Here is a 21,883-nt window from a genome sequence, read left to right on the forward strand (position 1 = left end):
GGTGCTCGACCGTCCGTACCATTCCGATCGGTTGGCCGGTGGTTTCACTGAGCGCCACCCGCCCGGTGTGATCATCGGTGAGGACGGTGTCGCCATCACCGTGGGGTCGGCAGTGTCCGGATCAGGCCAGGATCAGGCGAGCCGCGAGGGCGACGGTGGTCAGGTCACCGCGGCGTAGCTTCTCGGCGGCGTCGCTCTCGCCGAGGCCCTCCAGCCGGGTCGCGGAGGCATCGATCAGCGTTTCCTCGCCGGAGAGCAGGCGGCGCGCGATGCGGGCCTGGGCGGGGCTGAGTTCCGCGTACGCGCAGGTGTCCATGGCGGCGACGGTGGCATCGTCGAGGATGCCGGCCATCGCCCGCTCGCCGACAATCTTGAGCAGCCACGACGGCCACCAGCTGTACTTGCCGAGGATCATGCCGGACCGCAGCGCGGCCGCGGGCTCCTGGCCGGCGGCGAGCATCTTCACCGCCAGGTCGTTGTCGAAGGAGGCGATCCGCAGGGCTCCGACGAACACCCGCAGGATGCCGTGTGTGGCGGTGAAGCTCTCGGCCGCGGCGGCGGCCTCGCCGAACCGGCCGCTGAGCAGGTGGACCAGCGCGTGCGCCTCGGCCAGCGCGAGTGCGTCACCGGCGCGCTCCTGCAGTCGTCCCACGGTGGTGGCCAGCCGGTCGGCGCCGTCGCGGGCGCGATGGGCCAGTTCCTCGCTGGCCGGCTTGTTCAGGTGCCGGACCATGATCTCCAGCGCGAGTTCGGCCTCCCGGCGCAGCAGCGGCGCAGGGATCCGGACGGTGATCAGGTCACCGAGGCCCTCGGTCAGGAAGGCGGCGTCGAACCGCTCGGAGTGTTCGGGAAACTGTGCCCACCAGGACGCTGGGTGGCGTGGTTGCTCATGCATCACGTGACCAAGAGTGACTGGTTAACTACGCTGTGCCAAGTGATTCTTTGAACAGTCTGATTTTTTCAGGTCGGCCGGGAGCCGGCAGGCCGATGGGTCAGGTGGTCACGGGTTCGTGCACGGCCTCGGCGATCTGGTTACGTCCCGCGTTCTTGGCCTGGTAGAGCGCGGTGTCGGCGCGGGCGGTCAGTTCGTCGGAGGTCTCGGCGGGGTCCCAGCCGGCGATGCCGGCCGAGAACGTCTGTCCCAGCGGTGTGGCCAGGCGCATCCGGTCGACGATGACGCGCGCCTGCGCGGCGGTGGCGTCCGGCAGCGCCAGGACGAACTCCTCGCCGCCGAACCGGGCGAGGTGGTCGACCGTACGCAGCTCGTGCTGCCAGGCCGCGGTCGCCTCCTTCAGCAGCCGGTCGCCGGCCGGATGCCCGTACGTGTCGTTGAAGTTCTTGAAGTGGTCGATGTCGATGAGGGCCACGGTCAGCGGGTTGCCGGTGCGGCGGGCCTGCTCCATGGTCCGGGGCAGCTCGGTGTTCCAGGAGCGCCGGTTCGGCAGGCCGGTCAGCTCGTCGGTGACGGCCAGCTCGCGTACCTTCTCGGTCTGCAGGTCGAGTTGGGTGAGCAGCTGCGACATCCGGGTCAGGACCAGCAGGAAGACCGAGATGCAGCCGATGGCGATGGCCAGCGCGTCGGTCACCTGGTGCCGCAGCGACTGCAGGAGCAGCAGGGCCGGCCCGATCAGTGAGGTGACGGTCAGCACGACCAGCAGGCCCCGGCTGATCCGGACCGGACGGGGCGCGACGGCGCGGGCCAGTGAGCGTACGTCGGGATGCACCGCGGCCGCGGCGAACACCAGGTATCCGGCGAGGAAGACGTCGGCGAGGATCTTGTGGGCCATCGGGCCCGGTTCCCAGACCATCTGGTTGATGACGGCCCAGGTGGCGTCGCCGGTGAGGAAGCAGACCAGGGCGGCGCAGGTCAGCCGGAACGAGGTGTTGCGGGTGCCGCCGCTGAGCATCAGCCGCACGGTCATCGCCAGCAGCACGACGTCACCGACCGGATAGGCCACGCTGACGATGTGACCGAGCAGCCCGATGGACGGGTCGGAGGCCGCGGGTTTGACCATGAACACCCAGGCGAGCAGGCTCATGCCGGTGGTGAGCGTGGTGGCGTCGACCAGGCTCGACCAGTCGCGGGCCGTGCGCCGCCGGATGAGCAGCAGCAGCCCGGTCGCCACGGCGGGGTAGAGGGACAGATACGCCACGTCGGCGACGGACGGGAAGCCCGGATCGGTCTGTATGTGCGACAGCACGTACTCGACCAGGATGCCGCCGGCGTTGCCGGCGATCCCGAGCGCGACCAGCCACCAGGTGACCGGCATCGCCGGTCGGCGGCGCCGGATCCCGGCGACGATGACCGCGGCGGCGTACCAGCCGCACCCGACCTGCCAGATCACCTGGAGGGTGCTGCCGTCGGGGACGGCCAGGAAGCCGACCACCGCCAGCGCCGCGATCATCATGTGGAAACGCATCAACTGACTCGCCATGGGGCGCCGCTACCTCCGTCGTTCTTCTCGTCGGCAATGGCAGCACCCAAGGATCGCAGAGCTGGTGCGGGTTCGGGTGCCGATCAGCAGCAGCCGGTCCGGCCGGCGAAGGCCGAATCGCTCAGGGGGCTGCCGCCGGAGTGCCGATCAAGGAGATTCGAGCGGTGGCGGGACGGGGAGAGGGACTACGGCCCGGGGCGGCCGGCGTTGCACCTGGTCTCGAACTGTGACAGCACCGCGGTGCCACGGGCGTCGGTGACCGTCGCCGTGACGCTGACCTCGGTCGGCGTCCAGCAGGTGGCAGAGTACGTCGCGCGCCGGGCCACGGAGTCGCTGGACTCCTGGCGGTCGCGCAGGTTGCCGCCGACGACCTGGAACACTCCGGTTGACGGGTCTTCGCCGCCGTCCCAGGTGACCGAGCAGTTGATCTTCCCGTAGTTGGAGCCGGCCTGGAAAGAGAAACATTGCAGGGCCCTGATCCGCAGCGGATCGGCGGCTTGGGCGGCGGCCGGGACCAGTGTGGCGCCGGTGGCCGCGAGGATCGGGAAAAGGGTCGCTGTCAGTAAGCGTCTTCGGAGCATCGTCTCCACCTTTCACGTTCGGTTGAAAGGTGTTCGCGGAGCGGCGCCTGGCGGACGAGGTCATCGGGAAAAGGTGACCGCGGTCACACGGTCCTAGATGAGGAGCAGGGTCTTGCCCACGGCCGTGCGGTTCTCGATCGCGGCGTGCGCGTCGGCGGCGCGGTCCAGCGGGAAGGTCTGCCCGATGATCGGCCGGACGAGTCCGGCCGCCGCGTGCGCCATCATCTGTTCCGCCCATCGCGTCGCCTGCGGGCGGAAGCCGAGGAGCTGTTCGATGCCGGCGACGGTCACGCCGCGCCGGGCCGCCTCGGTGGGGTCGACGCGGGTGGCCTCGCCGCTGGAGGCGCCGTGCACCGAGAAGCGGCCGCCGCGTGCGGTCACCGCGAACGCGGCCCGGCCGATCGGGCCGCCGACGCCGTCGAACACCACGTCCGGACCGGTACCGCCGGTGGCGTCGAGCACCTGCTCGGTCCAGTCCGGCGTGGCGTAGTCGATGGCCGCGTCGGCGCCGAGTTCCCGGATGACCTCGAGCTTGCGGCTTCCGCGGGCGGCGCCGATGACTCGGGCGCCGCTCGCGCGGGCGAGCTGGACCAGCAGGTTGCCCACCCCGCCCGCCGCCGCCTCGACCAGCACCCAGTTGCCTGGATCGATCCGGGTGTGTTCGACGAGCCCCTGTGCGGTGCTGCCGTCGCTGTAGAGGGTGATGGCATCCGGCAGACCGAGGCCGTCGGGCACCGGGAACAGCGCCGCGGCCGAGGCCAGCGCCCGCTCGGCGAAACCGCCGGTCTGGCCGGTGCGGGCCAGGACCCGCCGGCCCCGCCAGCTCGGATCGACCTGGTCACCGAGGTCACTGACGTGCCCGGCGACCAGACCACCCGGTACGTACGGAAGTTGCGGTTGTTCATGCCATCGGTCGGCGCCGCGCCGGATCTGCGTCTCGACGAACGTCATGCCCGCCACCGCGACGTCGACCACGACCTGACCCGGCCCGGCCACCGGATCGGGCACTCGGCCCGGAACCAGCACCTCGGGACCACCGAAACGGACCACCTGCACCACTCGCATACCGGCAGCCTGCAACCTCGACTGCGGTTGAGGTCAACCGTGGGAGGTCAGGCGCTGGTGGACTCGAGTTGCTGGAACGCCATGCTCCACCACGACTCCGGATCGCCGAACGCGGACGGGTCGACCGGCGTCAGCTCGGCGCGGATGGCCGCGGCGCGCTCGGCGCGGGCCCTCGGGGGAACTGCCGAGGATGACGTAGACCCGCGGGCCCTCGTCGCCGATCTCGATCTTCAGTTTGCCGAACGGCGTCATGCCGGGGACGGTGACGTCCGCGGTGAACAGGATCGGCACCTCGACCGGGAGGGCCGCGCCGGCGGGCAGGACGCCCGGTGCGAACACGTCGCCGAGCAGGTCGGCCGGTACCTCGATCACGCCGTCCGGGCCCCAGAGTGCGGTGAGTTCCGCCAGTGAGACGCTCATTCGTTCTCCTCCTCGGCGGGGGTGGTCAGGTCCTGCTCCTGGAGGAACCGCCACCAGTCGTCGTCGTCAAAGCCGATCTCGGCGTAGCCCGGGCCGAACACGTAGTACGCGAGGAACGAGTCCAGGTCCGGGGCGATCTGCTGGAAGGCCTCGCGGATGAACCACTCGTCGGTGCTGACCTCGGGGAAGTACCAGACCGCGCCGGTGTCACGGCGCAGCAGCAGCGGCTCTTCCTTGATGCGTCCGAGGTTGAACCATGCGGCGTGCTCAGCGGCGACGCCGGTGTACTCCGGCATGATCTCCAAGCCGCGCTGCATCTTGGCCGACGAGGAGATACCGGGCAGGTAGAAGCCGCCGGCCGCGATGCTTTCGGCGACCTCCATCAGCTCGCGCACCGGCTGCGGCACCGTCGCCGGGATCGTGTCGGGTGACGCGCCCGCGTAGATATTTCCCCAGCTGTAGGTGTTCTCCTCGTCCGCCACGAGGTCGACGCGCAGCTCCTCGATGAGCTCCCGCAGATCGGGGTTCAATCCACTACCTCTATTCGGATCGGCGTGCCGTCCGGCAGATTCATGATCTGCGCCCGGATCCGAGGCCGATGTCCTGGTTCGTGACGGCGTGTATCGGCCTCAGGCTATCGACCTGGTCGGGACCGCCGAGTTGCCGCATTCATCAGTTCCGCGATCGCCTGCCAGCAGCCGGTGGCTGCTGAGCATCGCGTCCGGGGTGGAATGACGCGGGACGCCGCCCGGCCGAGTGACAGCCGGGCGGCGCGGAGGAGCAGCGTTACGGGAGGGTCCAGCGCTGGTTGTCGCCGGCGAAGCAGTCCCAGATCTGCAGCTTCGTGCCGTCGGCCGTGGACGGCCCGGTGACGTCCAGGCACTTGCCGAGCGAGCGCAGGGTGCCGTCGGTGCCGGCGCTCCACTGCTGGGCGGTGGTGCCGTTGCAGTCGTAGATCTGGACCTTGGTGCCGTTGGTGCTGGACGCGGCGTTCACGTCGAGGCACTTGCCGAGGGCGCGGACCGTGTTGTCCGAGCCGACGGTCCAGGTCTGCGCGGCCGAGCCGTTGCAGGTGTAGAGCTGCACCGCGGTGCCGTTGGTGGACGCCGCGCCCGCCACGTCGGCACACTTGCCGCCGAGGCCGGTGATCGGGCCCGACCGGGTCGGCGCCGCGCCCGCGTCACCGGCTCCGGCCCACACGTAGGTGCCGGTGGTCTTCGCCGGCAGGGTGCTGGTGAACTGGCGCGCTCCCGCCCGTACGGTGAAGGATTGGTTTGCTGCGGTCTGGTTGACCACGACCGTGACCAAGGAGTTGTCCGGATTGGCGAAGGCGACGTTGGTGACCGTTCCAGTCGAGCCGTAACCCGTGGCGACCCGCTTCGCGCCGGGCTGCACGAACTTGGAGAACTGGGCGATCATGTTGTAGTCCGGGGTCTTCCAGAACGTGTCCGGGTTCGACGTGCTCTGCACCAGCATCGTCGGGTCGGGCGAGCCGCTCCAGCGCTCCGGCGAGCGGTTCTGGTCGAGCATCGAGACCCAGCCCTCGTAGAGAGTGGACTGGTTGCGGAAGTACTGCGCGACCCGGTCGGCGCCCGCGGTGCCCCAGACCGAACGCTCGGTCATCAGCACGTCCTTGTCGGGGAACTGCGCCTTGACGGTGGCCATCGCGGACGGCTCACCGGCGTAGTCGTGGAACGCGACACCGTCGACCGACGAGCGCGCGTCGTTCGTCAAAACCCCTTGAGCGTACGAGGGCCCCTCGCTGAAGTTGTGATCGAACGCCCAGATCTTGGTGGCGCCCAGCCCGTTGTTGGTGAGTTCGGTGCGCAGGGCGATCGCGAGGCGCCGCTCCTGGTCGGCGGTGACCCGCATGCCGGGGTAGTCGGCCGGCTCGAACAGCGGCTCGTTCTGCAGGGTGAGGCCGTAGATCGGGATGCCCTGCGCCGCGTACGCCTGGATGGCCTTGCGGTAGTAGGTGGCCAGGGTGGGGACGTACTGGTCGAGCAGGCTGCCCGTGATGATCGCGTTGCTGCTCTTCATCCAGCCCGGCGCCGACCACGCGCTCGCGAAGATCTTCAGGTTCGGGTTGATCGCCAGCGCCTCGCGCAGCGTCGAGATGATCTTGTAGTCGATGTCGCGCTGGATGGAGAAGCGCGACAGCGACGGATCGGCGGCGCCGTCGTCGTAGGTGTAGAAGTCGTGCGAGGTGAAGTCGCTGGTGCCGAACGTGATCCGGGTGACGTTGAAGCCCGCCCCGGCGCTCGGGTCGACGAGCGCGCGCAGGGCGTTGGTGCGCCCGGCCGGGCTCATCCGGGCCAGGTTGAAGATCGTCGACTCCTCGAGGGAGGATCCGACGCCGAGCACGGTCTGGAACTTCTGCGTGGTGTCGACCGCGATCGTGGCGGTGCCGCCGGCCGCCGCGGTGGCGATGTCGGCCTGCTTGCTGAGCTGGTAGGGGGTGCCGGCCAGGCCGGTGGCGGGGCTGGAGTACCAGTTGGCGTTCTTCGGCTCGTAGCCCGCGGTGCGCGACTCGGAGCTGAACCAGGCCTGGACGCTGGCGGCGGGGGCGGCCTGGGTGGCGTGGGGAACGAGGAGGCCTGCGGTGGCCAGCAGGCCCGCCAACAGGCCGGCGGTGCGGGGACGGGTCATTCGGCGGTGACCTCTCGACTCAACGTAATCGTAAAGAAACTTGCCGGAAATCCTTCCGGCCTGATCACATCGAGTCAATGAGATGGGCTCCGGCGGTCGCGGCCAGGGCCGGGAAATCCTGAAACAAGGCAGTGGGCGGTGCGTCGGCCGGCCGGCGCGGCGGGCGGGATTCGCCGGCGCCGGAGGTGTCAGTGGTCGGGGGTCGGTGGGTGTTCGGCGACGCAGAAGAGGTTGCCCTCCGGGTCGGCCAGGGTGGTCCAGCGGACGTGCGGGAACTCGTCCAGCACGTCCCAGCGGTGGGTGGCGCCGAGGGTCAGCAGCCGTTCGACCTCCGCCTGCCGGGTACCCCAGTCGACGGTCAGGTCGAGGTGGGCGGCCTGGTGTTCGGGGCGCGGCGCGGTCCGGGGCTGGAAGAACATGGCGAAGCCGTCCGGTCCGGCCGCCGGCAGGTAGGCGCTGTCACCGTTGAACGACGGGACGGCGGTGGTGACGGACGCCCAGAACGCGGCGAGCCTTTTGGGGTCCTGAGCTTCCATGTTGATCGCACCGAGGGTGATCCGGGCCGGCGCGGGATCGCCGAGCGCGCTTGTCGTGTCCATGGGGTGAGCGTAGGTGCGCGACCGTCAGTTCCTGCGGCAGCGGACCCGGTAGCGGACGACGGTCTTGAGTTTCGCCGGGGCGGTCCGCTGCGGGTTGGACAGGTAGATCTCGTGGTGGCCCTCGGCGACGTCGTAGCCGAGCTTTCCCACGTGGGTCAGCATCCGGTTGACGGTCGTTCGCACCTCGCGGTACGGGCCCACGTGCAACGCCTGGGCGCACAACGTCTCCGGGTGGCTCTCCCACCGCACCCCCAGGTCACCGGCGACCACCCGGGCCACCAGGTCGGCCGTGACCTGTGGTGGCTGGCGCATCATCAGCTGCCACCGCCACGCCGAGCCGATGTCCGGCCACACGCCCTCCGGCGGCGGCAGGGAATACGACGCACCGAGCGCGCGGCGTACCGCCGCCGAGGCGGTGTAGAGCGCCTTCGCCGCCGCCCGGAACCGGGCACCGTCACGCTCGCCGGTCCCGTCGACGACCAGGACGTGATGCCGGGGCACCGCGATCAGCATCGGTCGGCTGGTGATCGCCGCGAGGTGTCCCCGGGCGGTGGTCACAGGCGCAGCCAGGTGGACGGGTCGCCGGCGCCGGTGACCTGCAGGCGTTCGATGCCCACCGGCGCCGGGCCGAGAGGGACCAGCGCGGTACGGATCGCCTGACGCGACGGGGAGTCCACCACCATGCGCAGGGTGCCGCTGCTGTTCTCCAGCTGCCGGATCGTCATGTCCCGGTGGTCGAGGGCGGTGATCACGGCATGGACGCCGGCCGGCCCGGTCGCGGGACAGCTGACCAGATAGGCGGCCGGAGTGTGGCCACCGCGGACGTGCTGAGGCGACGGCCACGGCGACGCCACCGGCGCGCGCGTCGCCAGGGCGAGGTCGCTGTGCAGGGCCCAGTCGCTGACCGCGGAGCTGCGGTGCGAACAGGTGAAGACCAGGGTGCCGGCGCCGGCCGCCTCCACCACGAACCCGGACCGCACGCTCGCCGCCGCCATCGGGTGGGTCGGTGGCAGCAGGGCGTGGAAGACCTCGGTGTGGACGGTGCCGCCCCGCCGGGTCGCGCCGACCACGAGGCGCCGTTCCCAGCGTGGGCGCAGTGCGGTGTGCGGCGCGGCCGCGTCGTCCACCGCCACGTCGTGCGCCGTGGTCGGTGACCGGAACGCGGCCGAGGCCAACGCGGCCGCCCGATGGGCCATCACCGCGCGGGCCGGTGGGGGAGTCACCGGCAGGAAGGCGATCACCGATCGCAGGGTGTCACCCGGCAGCGACGTGCGCAGGATGGCGCCGATCGGCAGGTCGAAGCCCAGCGCCGCCTCGGTGTAGAAGCCGACGCCGTGCTCGGCGGCCAGCGCGTGCAAGGCGCGGCCGGCGGCGCCGATCAGGGCCGCCGACATGGTCACGACCGACGCGCCGTGCCGGATCGCGTGCGCCGCCAGACGCGGCGACATCACCGGATCGTCGATCGCTTCGACGACGACCCGGGGTCGGGTGCTTTCGATCGTACGATTGGCCACCGCCAACACGCCGGAGTCCAGGCCGTCCGGAGAAACGCCGTGTATCGCGGATATCTGCAGGGGTGCCGCGTCAGCGGACGGCTGGAACCGGGTCAGCGCGGCGATGAGCGCCCGGCTGTGCGCGCCGTGCGTGACGATCAGAACCGGTACCGACATGGCTAGAAATAGCCTTCCCGTTTGCGGTCTTCCATCGCGGCCTCGCTGACCCGGTCGTCGCCGCGGGTGGCGCCGCGCTCGGTGACCCGGGTCGCCGCGACCTCGTCGATCACCTTCTCGACCGTGTCGGCCTCGGAGAGCACCGCGGCGGTCTGCGACGCGTCGCCGACGGTGCGATAGCGCACCCGGCGGATGGCGACCTGCTCGCCGTCGCGCGGCACGATGAACTCGTTCACCGCGTAGAACATTTGGTCGCGTGCGACGACGGCGCGGTGGTGGGCGTAGTAGATGCTCGGCAGCACGATCTGCTCCCGGGCGATGTAGTGCCAGACGTCCAGCTCGGTCCAGTTGGAGAGCGGGAACACCCGGATCGACTCGCCCGGGTGGTGCCGGCCGTTGTAGAGCGACCACAGCTCGGGGCGCTGGCTCTTCGGGTCCCACTGGCCGAACTCGTCGCGGAAGCTGAACATCCGCTCCTTGGCCCGGGCCTTCTCCTCGTCGCGGCGGGCGCCGCCGAAGAGCGCGTGCGGGTGCCGTCCGGCAGCTCGCGCACCAGCCCGGAGTCGATCGCCTCCGGCACGCTCGCCACGATCAGGTGCAGACCCAGCGCGGTCACCTGGGTGTCGCGGTAGTGCAGCACCTCCGGGAAGTTGTGGCCGGTGTCGACGTGCAGCACCGGGAACGGCATCCGGGCCGGCGCGAACGCCTTCTGTGCCAGGCGCAGCATCACGACCGAGTCCTTGCCGCCGGAGAAGAGCAGCACCGGGCGTTCGAACTCGGCCATCACCTCCCGCATCACGAAGATGCTCTCGGCTTCGAGAACGTCCAGGTGCGAGAGGGTACGGGCGCGGCTCATCGGGTGATCAGGTGGCCGAGGACGTCCTGGCGGGTCAGCACGCCGCACGGGCGGCCGTCGCCGAGCACCAGCACCGCGCCGACCCGGCTGAGGGCCGCGATGACCGCGCCGATCGGCTCGCGGAACCCGACGATCGGCAACGGCGCGGCGAGGTGGTCGGCGACCAGGTCGTCCGGTGCGGCGGTGCCGTTCACGATCGCGGTGAGGAGCTCGTCCTCGTGCACGGCACCGGCCACCTCGGCGGCCATCACCGGCGGGGTGTGCCGGAACACCGGCAGCTGGGAGACCCCGCTGTCGCGCATGGCCGTGATGGCCTGGCTCAGGGTGTGCTCGGGGAACGCCCACACCATGTCCTGCGCGCCGGAGCCCTTGGCCCGCAACAGGTCACCGGCCCGGACCGTCGCGTCGGTGGGCACCTCGAAGCCGTGTGCGGAGATCCAGTCGTCGTTGAACACCTTCGACAGGTAACCCCGGCCGCCGTCGGGCAGCAGCACCACGATCACGTCGTCCGGCCCGGCGGTCGCGGCCACCCGCAGCGCGGCGACCACGGCCATGCCCGCCGACCCGCCGACCAGCAGGCCCTCCTCGCGGGCCAGCCGGCGGGTCATCGCGAACGAGTCGCCGTCGCTGACCGCGATCACCTCGTCGAGCACCGACCGGTCCAGCGCCGACGGCCAGAAGTCCTCGCCGACCCCTTCCACCAGGTACGGCCGCCCGTCACCACCGGAGTAGACGGAGCCTTCCGGGTCGGCGCCGACGATCCGCACCCGCCCGCCGGAGCGTTCCTTGAGCAGCCGTCCGGTGCCGCTGATCGTGCCGCCGGTGCCGACCCCGGCGACGAAGTGCGTGATCCGGCCCTGCGTCTGCTCCCAGAGTTCCGGTCCGGTGCCCTCGTAGTGGGCGCGCGGGTTGTTCGGGTTGGCGTACTGGTCCGGCTTCCACGCGTCGGTGATCTCCCGTACCAGCCGGTCCGAGACGCTGTAGTAGGAGTCGGGATGCTCGGGCGGCACCGCGGTCGGGCAGGTCACGACGTCCGCCCCGTACGCCTTAAGGACGTTGATCTTGTCGATGCTGACCTTGTCGGGGCAGACGAAGATGCAGTGGTAGCCGCGGCGCTGCGCGACCAGCGCCAGGCCGACACCGGTGTTGCCGCTGGTCGGCTCGATGATGGTGCCACCCGGTTTCAACTCGCCGGCGTCCTCGGCGGCCTGGATCAGCGTGGGGGCGATGCGGTCCTTGACCGACCCGCCGGGATTGAAGTACTCCACCTTGGCCAGCACCAGCGGCCCGCCCGGCTCGGTGACCGAGCAGAGCTGGATCAGGGGAGTGTTGCCGATGAGGTCCAGGACCGACGTGTGGAATTGCACGGTGATCACCTGTCTTCGGAGGTGGCGGGTTCCAAGCGGGGCACGGGCGTGGGTGCCGGCCGGCGCAGGACGCGGCGCAGCAGCGGACCGGTCATGGCCGTGGTGACCAGGGCCATGACCACGAACATCGCGAACAACAGCGGGTTGAGCACGCCGAGTTGCAGGCCGATGCTCAGCACGATCAGTTCGGTGAGGCCGCGGCAGTTCATCATCAGCCCGAGCGCCAGCCCGTCGCGCGGCCCGGAGCCGGTGGCCAGCGCGGCCACCGCGGTCCCGCCGACCTTGGCGACCACGGCGATCAGCACCAGGGCCACCAGGATCAGCCATCCGCCGGCCAGGTCCAGCGCGCCCAGGTCGAGCTGCAGGCCGAAGACCACGAAGAACAGCGGCAGCAGCACCCAGAGCGCGACGCCCTCGAGCTTGGTGGTCAGCTCCCGGGTCGCCGACGACCCGCGCGGCATGATCAGCCCGGCGAGGAACGCGCCGAAGATGGCGTGCGCGCCGATCAGGTCGGTGACCGCGGCCGACACCAGGATGACGAAGGTGAACAGGCCGAACAGTGCGGCCCGCCGGCCGCTGTCGGACTCGCTGCGGGCCGCCGCCCGGGCCAGCAGCGGGCGCACGACGCCGGCCAGCACCGCGGTGACCACCGCGACGAGCAGCACCGTCCAGGCCGCGGCCCACACCGACGTGCCGCGGATGTAGGCGACCACGGCCACCAGCAGGCACCACGCGGTGACGTCGCCGATGCCGGCGGCCGCGATCCCGGCCGTGCCGACCGGGGTGCGCAGCAGGTTCTGCTCGGCGAGGATCCGGGCCAGCACCGGGAACGCGCTGATCGACAGGCACAGCCCCACGAAGATCAGGAAGGCGCCGTCGCCGATCCCGGCCGGCTGGAAGCGGTCCGGCAGGGCGGCGGCGAACAGGATGCCGATCACGAACGGCACGGCGATCGAGGCGTGCCCGACCACGACGCTGCGCGCCCCGCTGCTGCGCACCAGCCGCCAGTCCATCTCGCAGCCGACCAGGAACATGAACAGGATGACGCCGATCTGGGCGAGCGCCGAGAGGTACGGCAGGATCGACGCCGGGAACAGCCAGTGCTGCACCGACGGTTGCAGCGCGCCCAGCACGGACGGGCCCAGCGCCAACCCGGCGGCGAGCTCCCCGATGACCGCGGGCTGACCGATTTTGCGGGCCAGCGCCCCGCCGAGCGCCGCCGCCGCGACCGCCGCGGCGACGGCCAGCAGCAGGTGGTAGAGCACCAGTCCACCGCTCGCGGCGGCGGTGCGCCCGTCGCCGCCGGTGTGCGCCAGCAGCACGATCAGGCCGATCGCGAGCGCGGCGGGCAGCACCGCGGTGGCCAGATAGACCAGCGCGAGGCGGACCGATCCCGGCGCCCGGCTCATGCGCCCAGCCCGCCGGAGACGACCAGCTGGGTGCCGGTGACGTAGCGGGAGTCGTCGCTGGCCAGGTAGGCCACCGCGCCCGCGACGTCCTCGGGCCGGCCCAGCTCGCCGAGCGGGACCCGGGTCAGGTAGCCGTCCCGGGCCCGCTGCGGGTCGGCGTCGAACTGCTGCAGCAGCGACGCGCCCAGCTCCGTGTCGATCATCGCGGGGTGCACCGAGTTGCAGCGCAGGGTGAGCCCGGCGCGGGCGCAGTGCACCGCCACCGACCTGGTCAGGTGGGTCACCGCGGCCTTCGCCGCACCGTAGGCCACGAAGCGCGGGGTGGACATCAGGGCCGCCGTCGACGACATGTTGACGATCGAGCCGGGGGTGGCGCGGCCCATCACCGCCACCGCCGCCCGGCAGCCGAGGAACACGCTGTCGAGGTTGTCCGCCATGATCGTCCGCCAGTGCGGCAGCGTGGTGCCCGCCGGATCCTGCGGCTCGTCACCGCCGGACGAGCCGGCGTTGTTGACCAGCACGTCCAGCCGGCCGAAGCGGCCGATCACCTCGTCGAGCAGGGCCGGCCACTGCTCCTCCCGTACGACGTCCTGGGCCCGGAAGTGCGCGTGTTTGCCGAGCTGGTCGGCCACCTCGGCGCCGCGCCGCGCGTCCCGTCCGGTGATCACCACGGCCGCGGCGCCCTCGTCGAGCAGACGCTGGGCCACGGCGCGGCCGATACCGCTGGTGCCGCCGGTCACCACGGCCACCCGGTCAGTCAGTCGCATCGGTGTCCTCCTTGCCCATCAGCCGCGCACCGGCGGCGTGCAGGGTGGACAGCTGTTTGCAGAACGCGAAACGCACCAGGTCCCGCCCGCCGCTGCGGTCGTGGTAGAACGCGGATCCGGGAATGGCGGCCACGCCCGCGCCGCGGATCAGCTCGGTCACCCAGCGCTCGTCGTCGTCCGGGCAGCGCGCCATCACGAAGAACGCGCCGGCCGGGCGGGCCGCCGGCAACCCGGCCCGGTCCAGGTAGTCGATCAGCACGTCGCGGCGCTCGGTGTACTCCGCCCGCAACGCGCCGAAGTAGCCGCTGTCGGCGCCGGTGGACAGCGCGGTGGCGACGGCCTGCTGCAACGGGGTGGGCGCCGCGAACGTGATGAACTGGTGGACCCGGCGGACCGCGTCGGTCAGCGGTGGCGGGGCCAGCACCCACCCGACCCGCCAGCCGGTGACGCTGAAGGTCTTCGAGGCCGACGAGACCACCATCGTACGATCGCGGCAGCCTGGCACCGCGGAGGCCCGCAGGTGAGCAGCGGCGTCGTAGACCAGGTGTTCGTAGGTTTCGTCGCACAGCAGGTAGGCGTCGTACCGGTCGGCGAGCGCGGCCACCGCGGCGAACTCCTCGGCGGTGAGCAGCGCGCCACCGGGGTTGTTCGGGCTGTTGAGGAACACCAGGCGGGTCCGGGAGGTGAACGCGGCGGCCAGCCGGTCCAGGTCCAGCCGGAAGTCCGGGAACGTGGTCGGCACGTAGCGCACCACCCCGCCGGCCGCGGCGACCACGGCCGGATAGGTCTCGTAGAACGGCTCGACGACGATGGCCTCGTCGCCGGGGGAGATCAGCGCGGTCACCGCCGCCCAGATCCCCTCGGTGGCGCCGACCGTGACGGTGACCTCGGTGTCCGGGTCGTAGTCGACGCCGTATCGCCGCCGCGAGTGCTCGGCGATCGCGGTACGCAGCGCGGGCAGCCCGGGGCTCGGCGCGTACTGGTTGAACTGGTGCCGCATCGCGTCGTCGGCCGCGTCGAGCAGCGTCGCCGGCGGGTCGAAGTCGGGGAACCCCTGCGCCAGGTTGATCGCGCCGTGCTGGTTGGCCAGCTGGGTGAGCCGGGTGAACACCGACGTTCCCAGGGACTGCAAGGAGGGGCGCAACGGCCCGTTCACTGTGATGCCTCGTCGAGGATCCGGCCGGGGCTCAGGATTCCCCGCGGGTCGAGGGTCTGCTTCAGCAACCGCATCAGGGCGATCTCCTCGGCGGTCCGCGAATAGTGCAGGTACGGCCGTTTCTCGAAGCCGATGCCGTGCTCGGCCGAGATGGAACCGCCGTGCCGGCGCACCGCGCGGTAGATGATGTGCTCGACGACGGCCTTGCGGTCGCGGGTCTGCTCGCCGGTGACCACGGCGATGTGCACGTTGCCGTCGCCGAGGTGGCCGAAGACCAGCAGCTTCACGGCGGGCCAGTGACCGCGCAGCTCCTCGCGGACCTCGGACAGGTACTGATCGAGCAGACCGGCGGGCAGGCTGATGTCGAAGCCGAACAGCGGCTGCATCTGCAGGATCTGTTTGGGGATCCGCTCGCGGGCCTGCCACAGCAGCCCGACCTGTTCGGCCGTGGCCGCGACGGTGGACTCCCCGACGATGTCGGCGCAGTCGTCGAGCGCGCGGTGCAGCCGGTCGAGGTCCTTGCCGGCGTCGACACCGGACACCTCGATCAGCACGGCGATCGGGTGCACCTTCTGCAACGGCAGGGTGATCTCGTCGCGGACCGGGAGCAGCACCTCGTACGCGTCGTCCCAGACCGCCTCGAACGCGCTGACCATGCCGGGCAGCGCGGCCTGCAACCGGTGCAGCAGGTCCAGAGCCGCGTCGAGATCGGCCACCCCGCACATCGCGGCGAACCGGCACTGCGGGGCCGGGCGCAGCCGCAGCGTCGCGCGGGTGACCACACCCAGCGTGCCCTCGGTGCCGATGAACAGCTGTTTCAGGTCGTGCCCGGCGTTGTTCTTCACCAGCTTGTGCAGGCCGTTGACGATCGTGCCGTCGGCCAGCACCACCTCCAGGCCCAGCACCAGCTCGCGCATCATGCCGTAGAGCAGCACCCGCAGCCCGCCGGCGTTGGTGGCGATCGCCCCGCCGATGGTGGCGGCCGTGCGCGGCGCCACGTCCAGCGGGAACATCAGGTCGTGCTCGGCCGCGAGGTCCTGCACGGCGGCCAGGGTGCAGCCGGCCTGCACGGTCATCGTCCGGGTGCTGCGGTCCAGCTCCTCGACCTGGTTCATCCGCTCCAGCGACAGCACCACCTCGTCGGCGCCGGGCACACCACCGGAGACCAGCCCGGTCATGCCGCCCTGCGGCACGACCGGCACGCCGCGCTCGTGGCACAGCCGCAGGATCGCCGCGACCTCGGCGGTGCCGCCGGGCCGGACCACGAGTTGCGGGTCACCCTTGCGGTCACTGCCCCACAGGTCCTGCGCGTAGCGCGCGCCGATGTCGGTTCCGGTCAGGCAGTGCTCCGCGCCGACGATCTCCGCCAGCTCTTTCGACAGGGTCATCAGTGGTGGGTCCCTTCGGTCGGCGGTGTTGCTGCCGGGCTGCCGAGCCCGGGCAGGTGCTGGAAGGCCGAGATCCACTCCAGGCTGGTCCGCACGTGGATCACCACGGGGCCGGTGCAGTTCAGCGCGACCTGCAGGGCCGGTTCGATCTGCTCCGCGCAGTTCACCGACAGGCCGGTGGCGCCGAACGCCCACGCCATCGCCGCGAAGTCCGGGTTGACCAGGTCGGTGGCGATGACCCGGCCGGGGTAGGAGCGTTCCTGGTGCTGGCGGATGGTGCCGTAACTGCTGTTGTCCGCGATCACGATGATCAGCCGGCAGCGCCGGTGCACGGCGGTGGCCAGCTCGGTGCCGGTCATCAGGAACCCGCCGTCGCCGACGAACGCGTACACCTGACGGCCGGGGTGCCGCAGGGCCGCGGCGACCCCGGCGGGCACCCCGAAGCCCATGGCGCTGGCCGAGGTACCGAGCATCCGGCGGCGGCCGGTCGTCGGCAGGTAGCGGTGCACCCAGCTGGTGAAGTTGCCGGCGTCCACGGTGAACACCGCGTCCGGTGCGGCGGTCTGGTCGATGGCCGCGGCCACCGCGCCGAAGACCACGCCGTCGGCCGCGGTCGTCGCGTGCCAGGCGCCGGCGTCGGCCTCGAGGGCCCGCAGCGAGCGGGTCCAGCCGTCCCCGCCGGGCCGCCGGGCCGGCGCGGCCGCGCACAGGTCGTCGAGGAACGCGGCGGGATCCGCGTCGAGGCCCAGCTCGGGCGGGTGCACGTGGCCGAGCCACTGCGCGTCCGGATAGACGTGGATCAGCGGCTGCCGCGGGCCGGGCAGGGTGTGTGTCTGTGTGGTCGTCGCGTCGAGCCGGGTGCCGACCGCGATGATCAGGTCGGCGCCGGCCAGCGCGGCGCGGCGCTGCGGCTGGGTGGCGATGGTCAGGTGTCCCACGTATGCCGGGTGGTCGCCGGGCAGCAGGTCCTGCCGCTTGTTGCTGGTCAGCACCGGCACGCCGAGGGTGTCCGCGGCGCGGGCCAGGGCCTGCCGGCCGCGCTCGTCCCCGAGCCGGTCCCCGACGATCAGAAGCGGTCGCTGGGCCGCGGCGAGCATCGCGGCGGCCCGCGCGACGTCGTCCGGGTCGGCGCGGCCGATGGTCGCGCGCCGCACCCGGCCCCCGGTCGCGGCGGCGACAGGTTCGCCGAACAAATCCTCCGGTACGACGATGACGGCCGGCCCGGGAGTGCCCGACTCGGCGACCCGCAGCGCCCGGGTGACCAGCTCGGCGAGCCGTCCCGGGTCGTGCGCGGTCCAGACCCGTTTCGCGCAGTCGGCGAACGTGGTGTGGTAGTCCATCTCCTGGAACGCGGACCGTCCGATCTCGGAACGGCGCACCTGCCCGACGATCAGCACGAGTGGGGTGCCGTCCTGGCGGGCCGAGTGCAGCGCGATGGCCGCGTTCATCGCGCCCGGCCCCCGGTTGACCAGCAGCACGCCGGCGCGGCGGGTGAGTTTCGCGTCGGCCAGCGCGGCGAACCCGGCCGACCCCTCGTGCCGGCTGGTGACCACGTCCAGCGCCGGCTCACCGGCCAGCGCGTCGAGCAGTGCCAGGTAGCTCTCCCCGGCCACGCAGAACACCCGGTCCACGCCGTGCGCGACCAGCGCGGTCACCATCGACTGCGCGGCGGTCCCGGTCTCGGTGACCGTCCGCGCCGCGGTGTGCGCCGTGGTCGTCATCGCGGTCCCACGTAGTCGCCGGTGCGCACGTCCTCGGGGTAGATCACCGTGGCGTCGTCGAAGCCCTGACCGACCTGCTGGTACTGCATCAACATGAACTGCGGCGGGCTGTGGTGCCAGTGCTCGGGGCCACGTTCGAAAGAGACCGGGCCGCGCCAGGTGTCGAAGGTGCCGTGCTCCAGCGACTGCACCAGCGCCTCCGGCTCGGCGGCCGCGGAGGACGCCAGGGCCTGACCGATGACGGTGATGTCGGTGAACGCGTTCAGGGCGTTGTCCGGCGGGAACGAGCCGTACGCGTCCAGGTACGCCTGGGTGAACCACTGACCGATCGGGGTCAGCCCCTGCCACGACGGGCGGTAGGCGGTCGCCGGCCACACCACGTGGTTGCCCGCCGCGCCGGCGAGCTTCCAGTAGTCCTCCGAGCGCATCGGGAACGGGAACATCACCAGCATCTGGGTGTCCGGCAGGATCCCGAGCTCGGTGGCCTGCTTGATCACCATGTAGTTGGTGCGCACCACCCCGCAGTTGATCAGCACGTCGGGCTGGAACGCCTTGATCTGCCGCAGCTCGTCGCGGACGTCCGTGGTGGTCTCCTGCGGGAAGTCGAGCCGCAGGATCTCGAACCCGGCCGCCGTGGCCACCGCCTGCAGCGTGCCGGCCATCGTCGCGCCGAAGACGGTGTCGGGGGCGATGATGCCGAGCCGGGTCAGCTTCTGCTCGGCGAGAAAATCAACGATCATGGGTACGCGGTCGGCGATGCTGAAGTACGTGCGGAACAGCGTCCGGCGCTGCCGCGCGGTGATGGTGTTGTGCCCGTTCTCCACGAAGATCGGCACGCCGAGCAGCTCGGCGGTCTTCGTCACGTGCTCGGCGGTGCGCAGGTGCCACTGGCCGACGACCGCGACCACCTCGTCCACCATGGCCAGCTTCGCGAGCCCGGCGACGGCGGAGCGCTGCATGCCCTCCTGCGCCGCGGAGTACTGGTCGTTCTGCACCACGAGGGTGAGGTCGGCGATGCCGTTCGTGCGCAGGTACTCCACGCCCAGGCAGGCGCCGCGCACGATGAGCTCACCCGCGACCGGGTCACCCGGCCCGGTCAGCGGGGTCAGCACACCCACCGGCGCGGACCCGGCGCCGGCGGCGGCGTTGACGGCATCGACCAGCGCGCGGGCGCGAGACTCGTTCGTGTCCGGTGTCGACATGCAACTCTCCTTGAGGATCGGTCGAGCGGGGCCTCAGCAGCCGAAGGTCTCGCGGTAGGCGGTGAACCGCCGGGACAGGTCGGCGGCGTCGAGACCGAACTGCGCCGGGTGGTAGTCGTGCCGGCCGTGCCGGGTCGCGCTGTTGGCGGCCAGGTACGCCTGGGCGCCGGTGGTGGCGGCCGGTGTCATCGGCACGCCGGCGAACGCGCAGATCCGCGCGATCTGTGCGACCGGATCGCGGACCAGGTCCCGGTAGCGGACGTCGAGGACCTGACCGGGCGGCAGGGCGCGGCGGGTCTCCTCCACATCGGTCATGATCGGTTCGATCCGGTGCAGCCACTGGTGGCCGATCTCGGTGCGGTCGACGCGTTCGCTGCGGGCCCGGCGGATGACCGAGCACAGGCTGGCGGTCGACGGCACGGTCTCGGCCGGGTCCCGATGCATGTGGATCACCCGGGCGTCCGGGTAGACCGCCGCCAGCGCGGTCAGCGACCACAGGTGGAACGGGCACTTGAGCACCACCGGCGCGCCCGGGATCCGCCAGAGCATGGCCTGCACCTGTCGCCGGTGATAGCGGTACTCCTCGACCATGTCCTTGTCGCGCAGCCAGGCGCCGTAGCTGGGCACCCGGTAGCGCATCTCGTAGACCATGCTGGCGAACGTGGTGCCGATCAGCCGCTGGCACTCGTCCGGGCGGCGCGCGTCGAGGAAGTGGATCCGGGGCAGCTCGGGGGCGACCTTGTTGTATTCGTCGACGTAGTGCTGGGCGCGGTCGGCCAGTACCTCGTACCCCTGCTGGTCCTGACGTTCGGTGGCCGGGTTCATCAGCTCCCACAGCGCGGGCACCCGCAGGCCGGGGTGCTGGGCGAGCAGGTTGTGCACGAGGGTGGTGCCGGTGCGCAGCAGCCCGGTGATCACGATCGGTCGCGGGACCGGCGTCGCGAGGATCTCCGGATGCCGTTCGATCAGCCGGTCCAGGGTGATCTGCTGCTCGAGCGTGGCGACCAGCGTGGCCCGCACCGTCCGCGCGCCGTCCGGGGTGAGCCGGCCCTCCCGGGCGAGGGAGCCGGTCAGCCGGTCGAGCGCGTCGCGGAACCGGAACCGCTCCGGGTCGACGCCGGCCCGGTGCGCCGCCTCGCCGACCACCGAGCCGGCGGTCAGCTCCAGGGTGCCGGTCACGCCGTCACCAGACCGTTGGCGCTGGGGCTCCGCAAACCCGGGTACACCTGGTCGCGCAGCGGCAGCGCGGCCCGGAAATCGGCCAGGTTCTCCAGGAACACCTCGCCCACCCGGCGTTCCTCGTCCGCGAAACGGAAGGCGCAGTGCGGGGTGATCCAGAGATTCGGTACGTCCCACAGCTCGTCGTGGTGGTACAACGGCTCCTGGGCGTGCACGTCCAGCATCGCCGCGCGCAGCCGGCCGTCGCGCAGCCGCCGCACCAGCGCCGCGGTGTCGAGCACGTCGGCCCGCCCGACGTTGATGACGCAGCCGTGCCGCGGCAGCGCGTCCAGGACCGTCGCGCCGACCAGGCCCCGCGTCTGCGGTGTCGACGGCGCCGCCACGATCAGGTGATCGGCCTGGGCGGCGGCCTCGGCCAGCCGGTGCGACGGCAGGGTCCGCCCGACCAGTGGCGAGGGCCGGCCCTGGCGGGTCACCGCGGCGACGGTGATCCCGAACGCGGCGGCCCGCCGGGCGATCTCGGTGCCGATCCGGCCGAGCCCGAGCAGCAGCAGGCGGGACCCGGCGACCAGCTGGGCGTCGGGCATCCGCCACCGCCGCTCGCGCTGGCTGTCCACCAGCGTGACCGCGTCCTTGGCCAGCGCCAGCAGGCCCATCAGCGCGAACTCGGCCACCGGCACGGCCGGCACCCGGGCCGACGTGGACACCTGCAGCGACGGGCGGGGCGCGCCGGCGGCCACGTGGTCGGTGCCGGTGCCGGTCAGGTGCAGCCACCGCAGCCGGGAGCAGCGGGCCAGCAGCCCGGCCGGGAACGTGTTCGCCACCAGCACGTCGATCAGCTGCGGATCCGGCGGGTCGATCGCGGTGTTCGCCACGACGTCGACGCGGACGTCAGGGTGGGCGGCGCGGATCTGCGCGGCCAGGACCGTACCCATGGTGGGGTGATAGACGCAGACCCGGAGCGTGTCCGTCATCGGATTCCTTCCGTGGATACTCCGGCTTTCAGGCCGGAGAGGAAGCGGAACGTCTGCAGGGCAGGACGGCAGAAGCCGGTTCGCCGCCGTGGCGGACAGACGTCTGGCTGCCACAGGCCGCCGGAAGATCTACTACCGGGGTTGATAGGTTGCGTGCTGTGGCCAGGGTGGTGAAGCGGGCTTTTCGGTATCGCTTCTATCCGAGTCCGGTGCAAGCCGCTGAGCTTTGCCGGACGTTCGGGTGTGTCCGGCTGGTGTACAACATGGCGTTGCAGGCGCGTACCGAGGCGTGGACGGTGCGGCAGGAACGGGTCGGCTACCCCATGACCAGCGCGATGCTGACCGGGTGGAAGAAGTCCGAGGACCTTGCGTTCCTGCGTGAGGTGTCGTGTGTGCCGTTGCAGCAAGCGCTGCGGCATTTGCAGACCGCGTTCGTCAACTTCTG

At 71.4% G+C, this 21,883-nt stretch carries 20 protein-coding genes and 1 pseudogene; 1 reads left to right on the plus strand and 20 read right to left on the minus strand.

The genetic code is table 11. The features are described 5' to 3' along the window. Nucleotides 1-121: 121 nt before the first annotated feature. The 20 genes and pseudogenes from ADL15_RS44895 to ADL15_RS44990 form a co-directional block, all read right to left on the minus strand. On the minus strand, nucleotides 122-895 hold the full coding sequence (locus ADL15_RS44895; protein ID WP_067705750.1) for a hypothetical protein: 774 nt from the start codon (nucleotides 893-895) through the stop codon (nucleotides 122-124). A 97-nt stretch (nucleotides 896-992) separates the two neighbouring features. Further along, a complete protein-coding gene (locus tag ADL15_RS44900) occupies nucleotides 993-2,435 on the minus strand; it encodes a GGDEF domain-containing protein (protein WP_083972517.1) in 1,443 nt (480 codons plus the stop codon). 185 nt (nucleotides 2,436-2,620) lie between these two features. After that, the gene (locus tag ADL15_RS44905; RefSeq protein WP_157441984.1) at nucleotides 2,621-3,016 is read right to left on the minus strand and encodes a hypothetical protein; all 396 of its coding nucleotides are present in this window, start codon (nucleotides 3,014-3,016) and stop codon (nucleotides 2,621-2,623) included. Nucleotides 3,017-3,109: 93 nt separating this feature from the next. Continuing rightward, nucleotides 3,110-4,081, minus strand: coding sequence for a zinc-binding dehydrogenase (locus tag ADL15_RS44910; RefSeq protein ID WP_067705756.1), 972 nt, complete (start codon nucleotides 4,079-4,081; stop codon nucleotides 3,110-3,112). Between the two features lie 33 nt (nucleotides 4,082-4,114). Continuing rightward, nucleotides 4,115-4,501, minus strand: a complete 387-nt coding sequence (locus ADL15_RS57430) for a hypothetical protein (protein WP_449369316.1) — start codon at nucleotides 4,499-4,501, stop codon at nucleotides 4,115-4,117. Further along, nucleotides 4,498-5,031 carry a hypothetical protein gene (locus ADL15_RS44920; protein ID WP_067705758.1) on the minus strand — a complete coding sequence of 178 codons (534 nt, stop codon included), beginning with the start codon at nucleotides 5,029-5,031 and terminating at the stop codon, nucleotides 4,498-4,500. Before ADL15_RS44920 ends, ADL15_RS57430 begins: the two co-directional genes overlap by 4 nt. A gap of 256 nt (nucleotides 5,032-5,287) precedes the next feature. Next, a complete protein-coding gene (locus tag ADL15_RS44925) occupies nucleotides 5,288-7,150 on the minus strand; it encodes a ricin-type beta-trefoil lectin domain protein (RefSeq protein WP_067705759.1) in 1,863 nt (620 codons plus the stop codon). A 188-nt stretch (nucleotides 7,151-7,338) separates the two neighbouring features. Then, nucleotides 7,339-7,749: a VOC family protein gene (locus ADL15_RS44930; protein ID WP_067705761.1), complete on the minus strand. Its 411-nt coding sequence runs from the start codon at nucleotides 7,747-7,749 to the stop codon at nucleotides 7,339-7,341. A 24-nt stretch (nucleotides 7,750-7,773) separates the two neighbouring features. Then, on the minus strand, nucleotides 7,774-8,307 hold the full coding sequence (locus ADL15_RS44935; RefSeq protein ID WP_067705763.1) for a GyrI-like domain-containing protein: 534 nt from the start codon (nucleotides 8,305-8,307) through the stop codon (nucleotides 7,774-7,776). Then, nucleotides 8,304-9,419, minus strand: a complete 1,116-nt coding sequence (locus ADL15_RS44940) for a hypothetical protein (protein WP_067705764.1) — start codon at nucleotides 9,417-9,419, stop codon at nucleotides 8,304-8,306. The genes ADL15_RS44935 and ADL15_RS44940 overlap by 4 nt, the downstream gene beginning before the upstream one ends. 2 nt (nucleotides 9,420-9,421) lie before the next feature. Further along, nucleotides 9,422-10,275, minus strand: a pseudogene (gene cysD, locus ADL15_RS44945) (sulfate adenylyltransferase subunit CysD). Then, a complete protein-coding gene (locus ADL15_RS44950; RefSeq protein WP_067705795.1) occupies nucleotides 10,272-11,642 on the minus strand; it encodes a cystathionine beta-synthase in 1,371 nt (456 codons plus the stop codon). Before ADL15_RS44950 ends, cysD begins: the two are co-directional and overlap by 4 nt. Before the next feature lie 5 nt (nucleotides 11,643-11,647). Then, nucleotides 11,648-13,051 carry a cation:proton antiporter domain-containing protein gene (locus ADL15_RS44955; RefSeq protein WP_083972518.1) on the minus strand — a complete coding sequence of 468 codons (1,404 nt, stop codon included), beginning with the start codon at nucleotides 13,049-13,051 and terminating at the stop codon, nucleotides 11,648-11,650. Beyond that, entirely contained in the window at nucleotides 13,048-13,818 is a 771-nt protein-coding gene (locus tag ADL15_RS44960) for a glucose 1-dehydrogenase (RefSeq protein WP_067705766.1), read from the minus strand. The genes ADL15_RS44955 and ADL15_RS44960 overlap by 4 nt, the downstream gene beginning before the upstream one ends. Next, nucleotides 13,805-14,950 carry a pyridoxal phosphate-dependent aminotransferase gene (locus tag ADL15_RS44965; RefSeq protein ID WP_232344940.1) on the minus strand — a complete coding sequence of 382 codons (1,146 nt, stop codon included), beginning with the start codon at nucleotides 14,948-14,950 and terminating at the stop codon, nucleotides 13,805-13,807. The genes ADL15_RS44960 and ADL15_RS44965 overlap by 14 nt, the downstream gene beginning before the upstream one ends. A gap of 20 nt (nucleotides 14,951-14,970) precedes the next feature. Continuing rightward, the gene (locus ADL15_RS44970; protein WP_067705770.1) at nucleotides 14,971-16,362 is read right to left on the minus strand and encodes an FAD-binding oxidoreductase; all 1,392 of its coding nucleotides are present in this window, start codon (nucleotides 16,360-16,362) and stop codon (nucleotides 14,971-14,973) included. Beyond that, nucleotides 16,362-18,083 carry a thiamine pyrophosphate-dependent enzyme gene (locus ADL15_RS44975; protein ID WP_067705772.1) on the minus strand — a complete coding sequence of 574 codons (1,722 nt, stop codon included), beginning with the start codon at nucleotides 18,081-18,083 and terminating at the stop codon, nucleotides 16,362-16,364. Before ADL15_RS44975 ends, ADL15_RS44970 begins: the two co-directional genes overlap by 1 nt. Next, nucleotides 18,080-19,285, minus strand: coding sequence for an ABC transporter substrate-binding protein (locus ADL15_RS44980; protein WP_067705774.1), 1,206 nt, complete (start codon nucleotides 19,283-19,285; stop codon nucleotides 18,080-18,082). The genes ADL15_RS44975 and ADL15_RS44980 overlap by 4 nt, the downstream gene beginning before the upstream one ends. 33 nt (nucleotides 19,286-19,318) lie before the next feature. After that, nucleotides 19,319-20,464: a sulfotransferase family protein gene (locus ADL15_RS44985; protein ID WP_067705776.1), complete on the minus strand. Its 1,146-nt coding sequence runs from the start codon at nucleotides 20,462-20,464 to the stop codon at nucleotides 19,319-19,321. Beyond that, nucleotides 20,461-21,438: an NAD(P)-dependent oxidoreductase gene (locus ADL15_RS44990; protein ID WP_067705778.1), complete on the minus strand. Its 978-nt coding sequence runs from the start codon at nucleotides 21,436-21,438 to the stop codon at nucleotides 20,461-20,463. The genes ADL15_RS44985 and ADL15_RS44990 overlap by 4 nt, the downstream gene beginning before the upstream one ends. 263 nt (nucleotides 21,439-21,701) lie before the next feature. Here ADL15_RS44990 and ADL15_RS56165 point away from each other — a divergent pair. Then, on the plus strand, nucleotides 21,702-21,883 hold a 182-nt coding region (locus tag ADL15_RS56165; RefSeq protein ID WP_232344941.1), incomplete at its 3' end, for a hypothetical protein.

The sequence above is a fragment of the Actinoplanes awajinensis subsp. mycoplanecinus genome (assembly GCF_001509495.1).
Taxonomy (GTDB): Bacteria; Actinomycetota; Actinomycetes; order Mycobacteriales; family Micromonosporaceae; genus Actinoplanes; species Actinoplanes palleronii.

Bases quoted from the DNA above. Each gene is read 5' to 3' on its own strand.
- ADL15_RS44930 (WP_067705761.1), bottom strand. From the start codon at position 7,749: ATGGACACGACAAGCGCGCTCGGCGATCCCGCGCCGGCCCGGATCACC.
- ADL15_RS44900 (WP_083972517.1), bottom strand. From the start codon at position 2,435: ATGGCGAGTCAGTTGATGCGTTTCCACATGATGATCGCGGCGCTGGCG.
- ADL15_RS44905 (WP_157441984.1), bottom strand. From the start codon at position 3,016: ATGCTCCGAAGACGCTTACTGACAGCGACCCTTTTCCCGATCCTCGCG.
- ADL15_RS44895 (WP_067705750.1), bottom strand. From the start codon at position 895: ATGCATGAGCAACCACGCCACCCAGCGTCCTGGTGGGCACAGTTTCCC.
- ADL15_RS57430 (WP_449369316.1), bottom strand. From the start codon at position 4,501: ATGAGCGTCTCACTGGCGGAACTCACCGCACTCTGGGGCCCGGACGGC.
- ADL15_RS44975 (WP_067705772.1), bottom strand. From the start codon at position 18,083: ATGACGACCACGGCGCACACCGCGGCGCGGACGGTCACCGAGACCGGG.
- ADL15_RS44955 (WP_083972518.1), bottom strand. From the start codon at position 13,051: ATGAGCCGGGCGCCGGGATCGGTCCGCCTCGCGCTGGTCTATCTGGCC.
- ADL15_RS44990 (WP_067705778.1), bottom strand. From the start codon at position 21,438: ATGACGGACACGCTCCGGGTCTGCGTCTATCACCCCACCATGGGTACG.
- ADL15_RS44960 (WP_067705766.1), bottom strand. From the start codon at position 13,818: ATGCGACTGACTGACCGGGTGGCCGTGGTGACCGGCGGCACCAGCGGT.
- ADL15_RS44940 (WP_067705764.1), bottom strand. From the start codon at position 9,419: ATGTCGGTACCGGTTCTGATCGTCACGCACGGCGCGCACAGCCGGGCG.
- ADL15_RS44970 (WP_067705770.1), bottom strand. From the start codon at position 16,362: ATGACCCTGTCGAAAGAGCTGGCGGAGATCGTCGGCGCGGAGCACTGC.
- ADL15_RS44925 (WP_067705759.1), bottom strand. From the start codon at position 7,150: ATGACCCGTCCCCGCACCGCCGGCCTGTTGGCGGGCCTGCTGGCCACC.
- ADL15_RS44980 (WP_067705774.1), bottom strand. From the start codon at position 19,285: ATGTCGACACCGGACACGAACGAGTCTCGCGCCCGCGCGCTGGTCGAT.
- ADL15_RS44910 (WP_067705756.1), bottom strand. From the start codon at position 4,081: ATGCGAGTGGTGCAGGTGGTCCGTTTCGGTGGTCCCGAGGTGCTGGTT.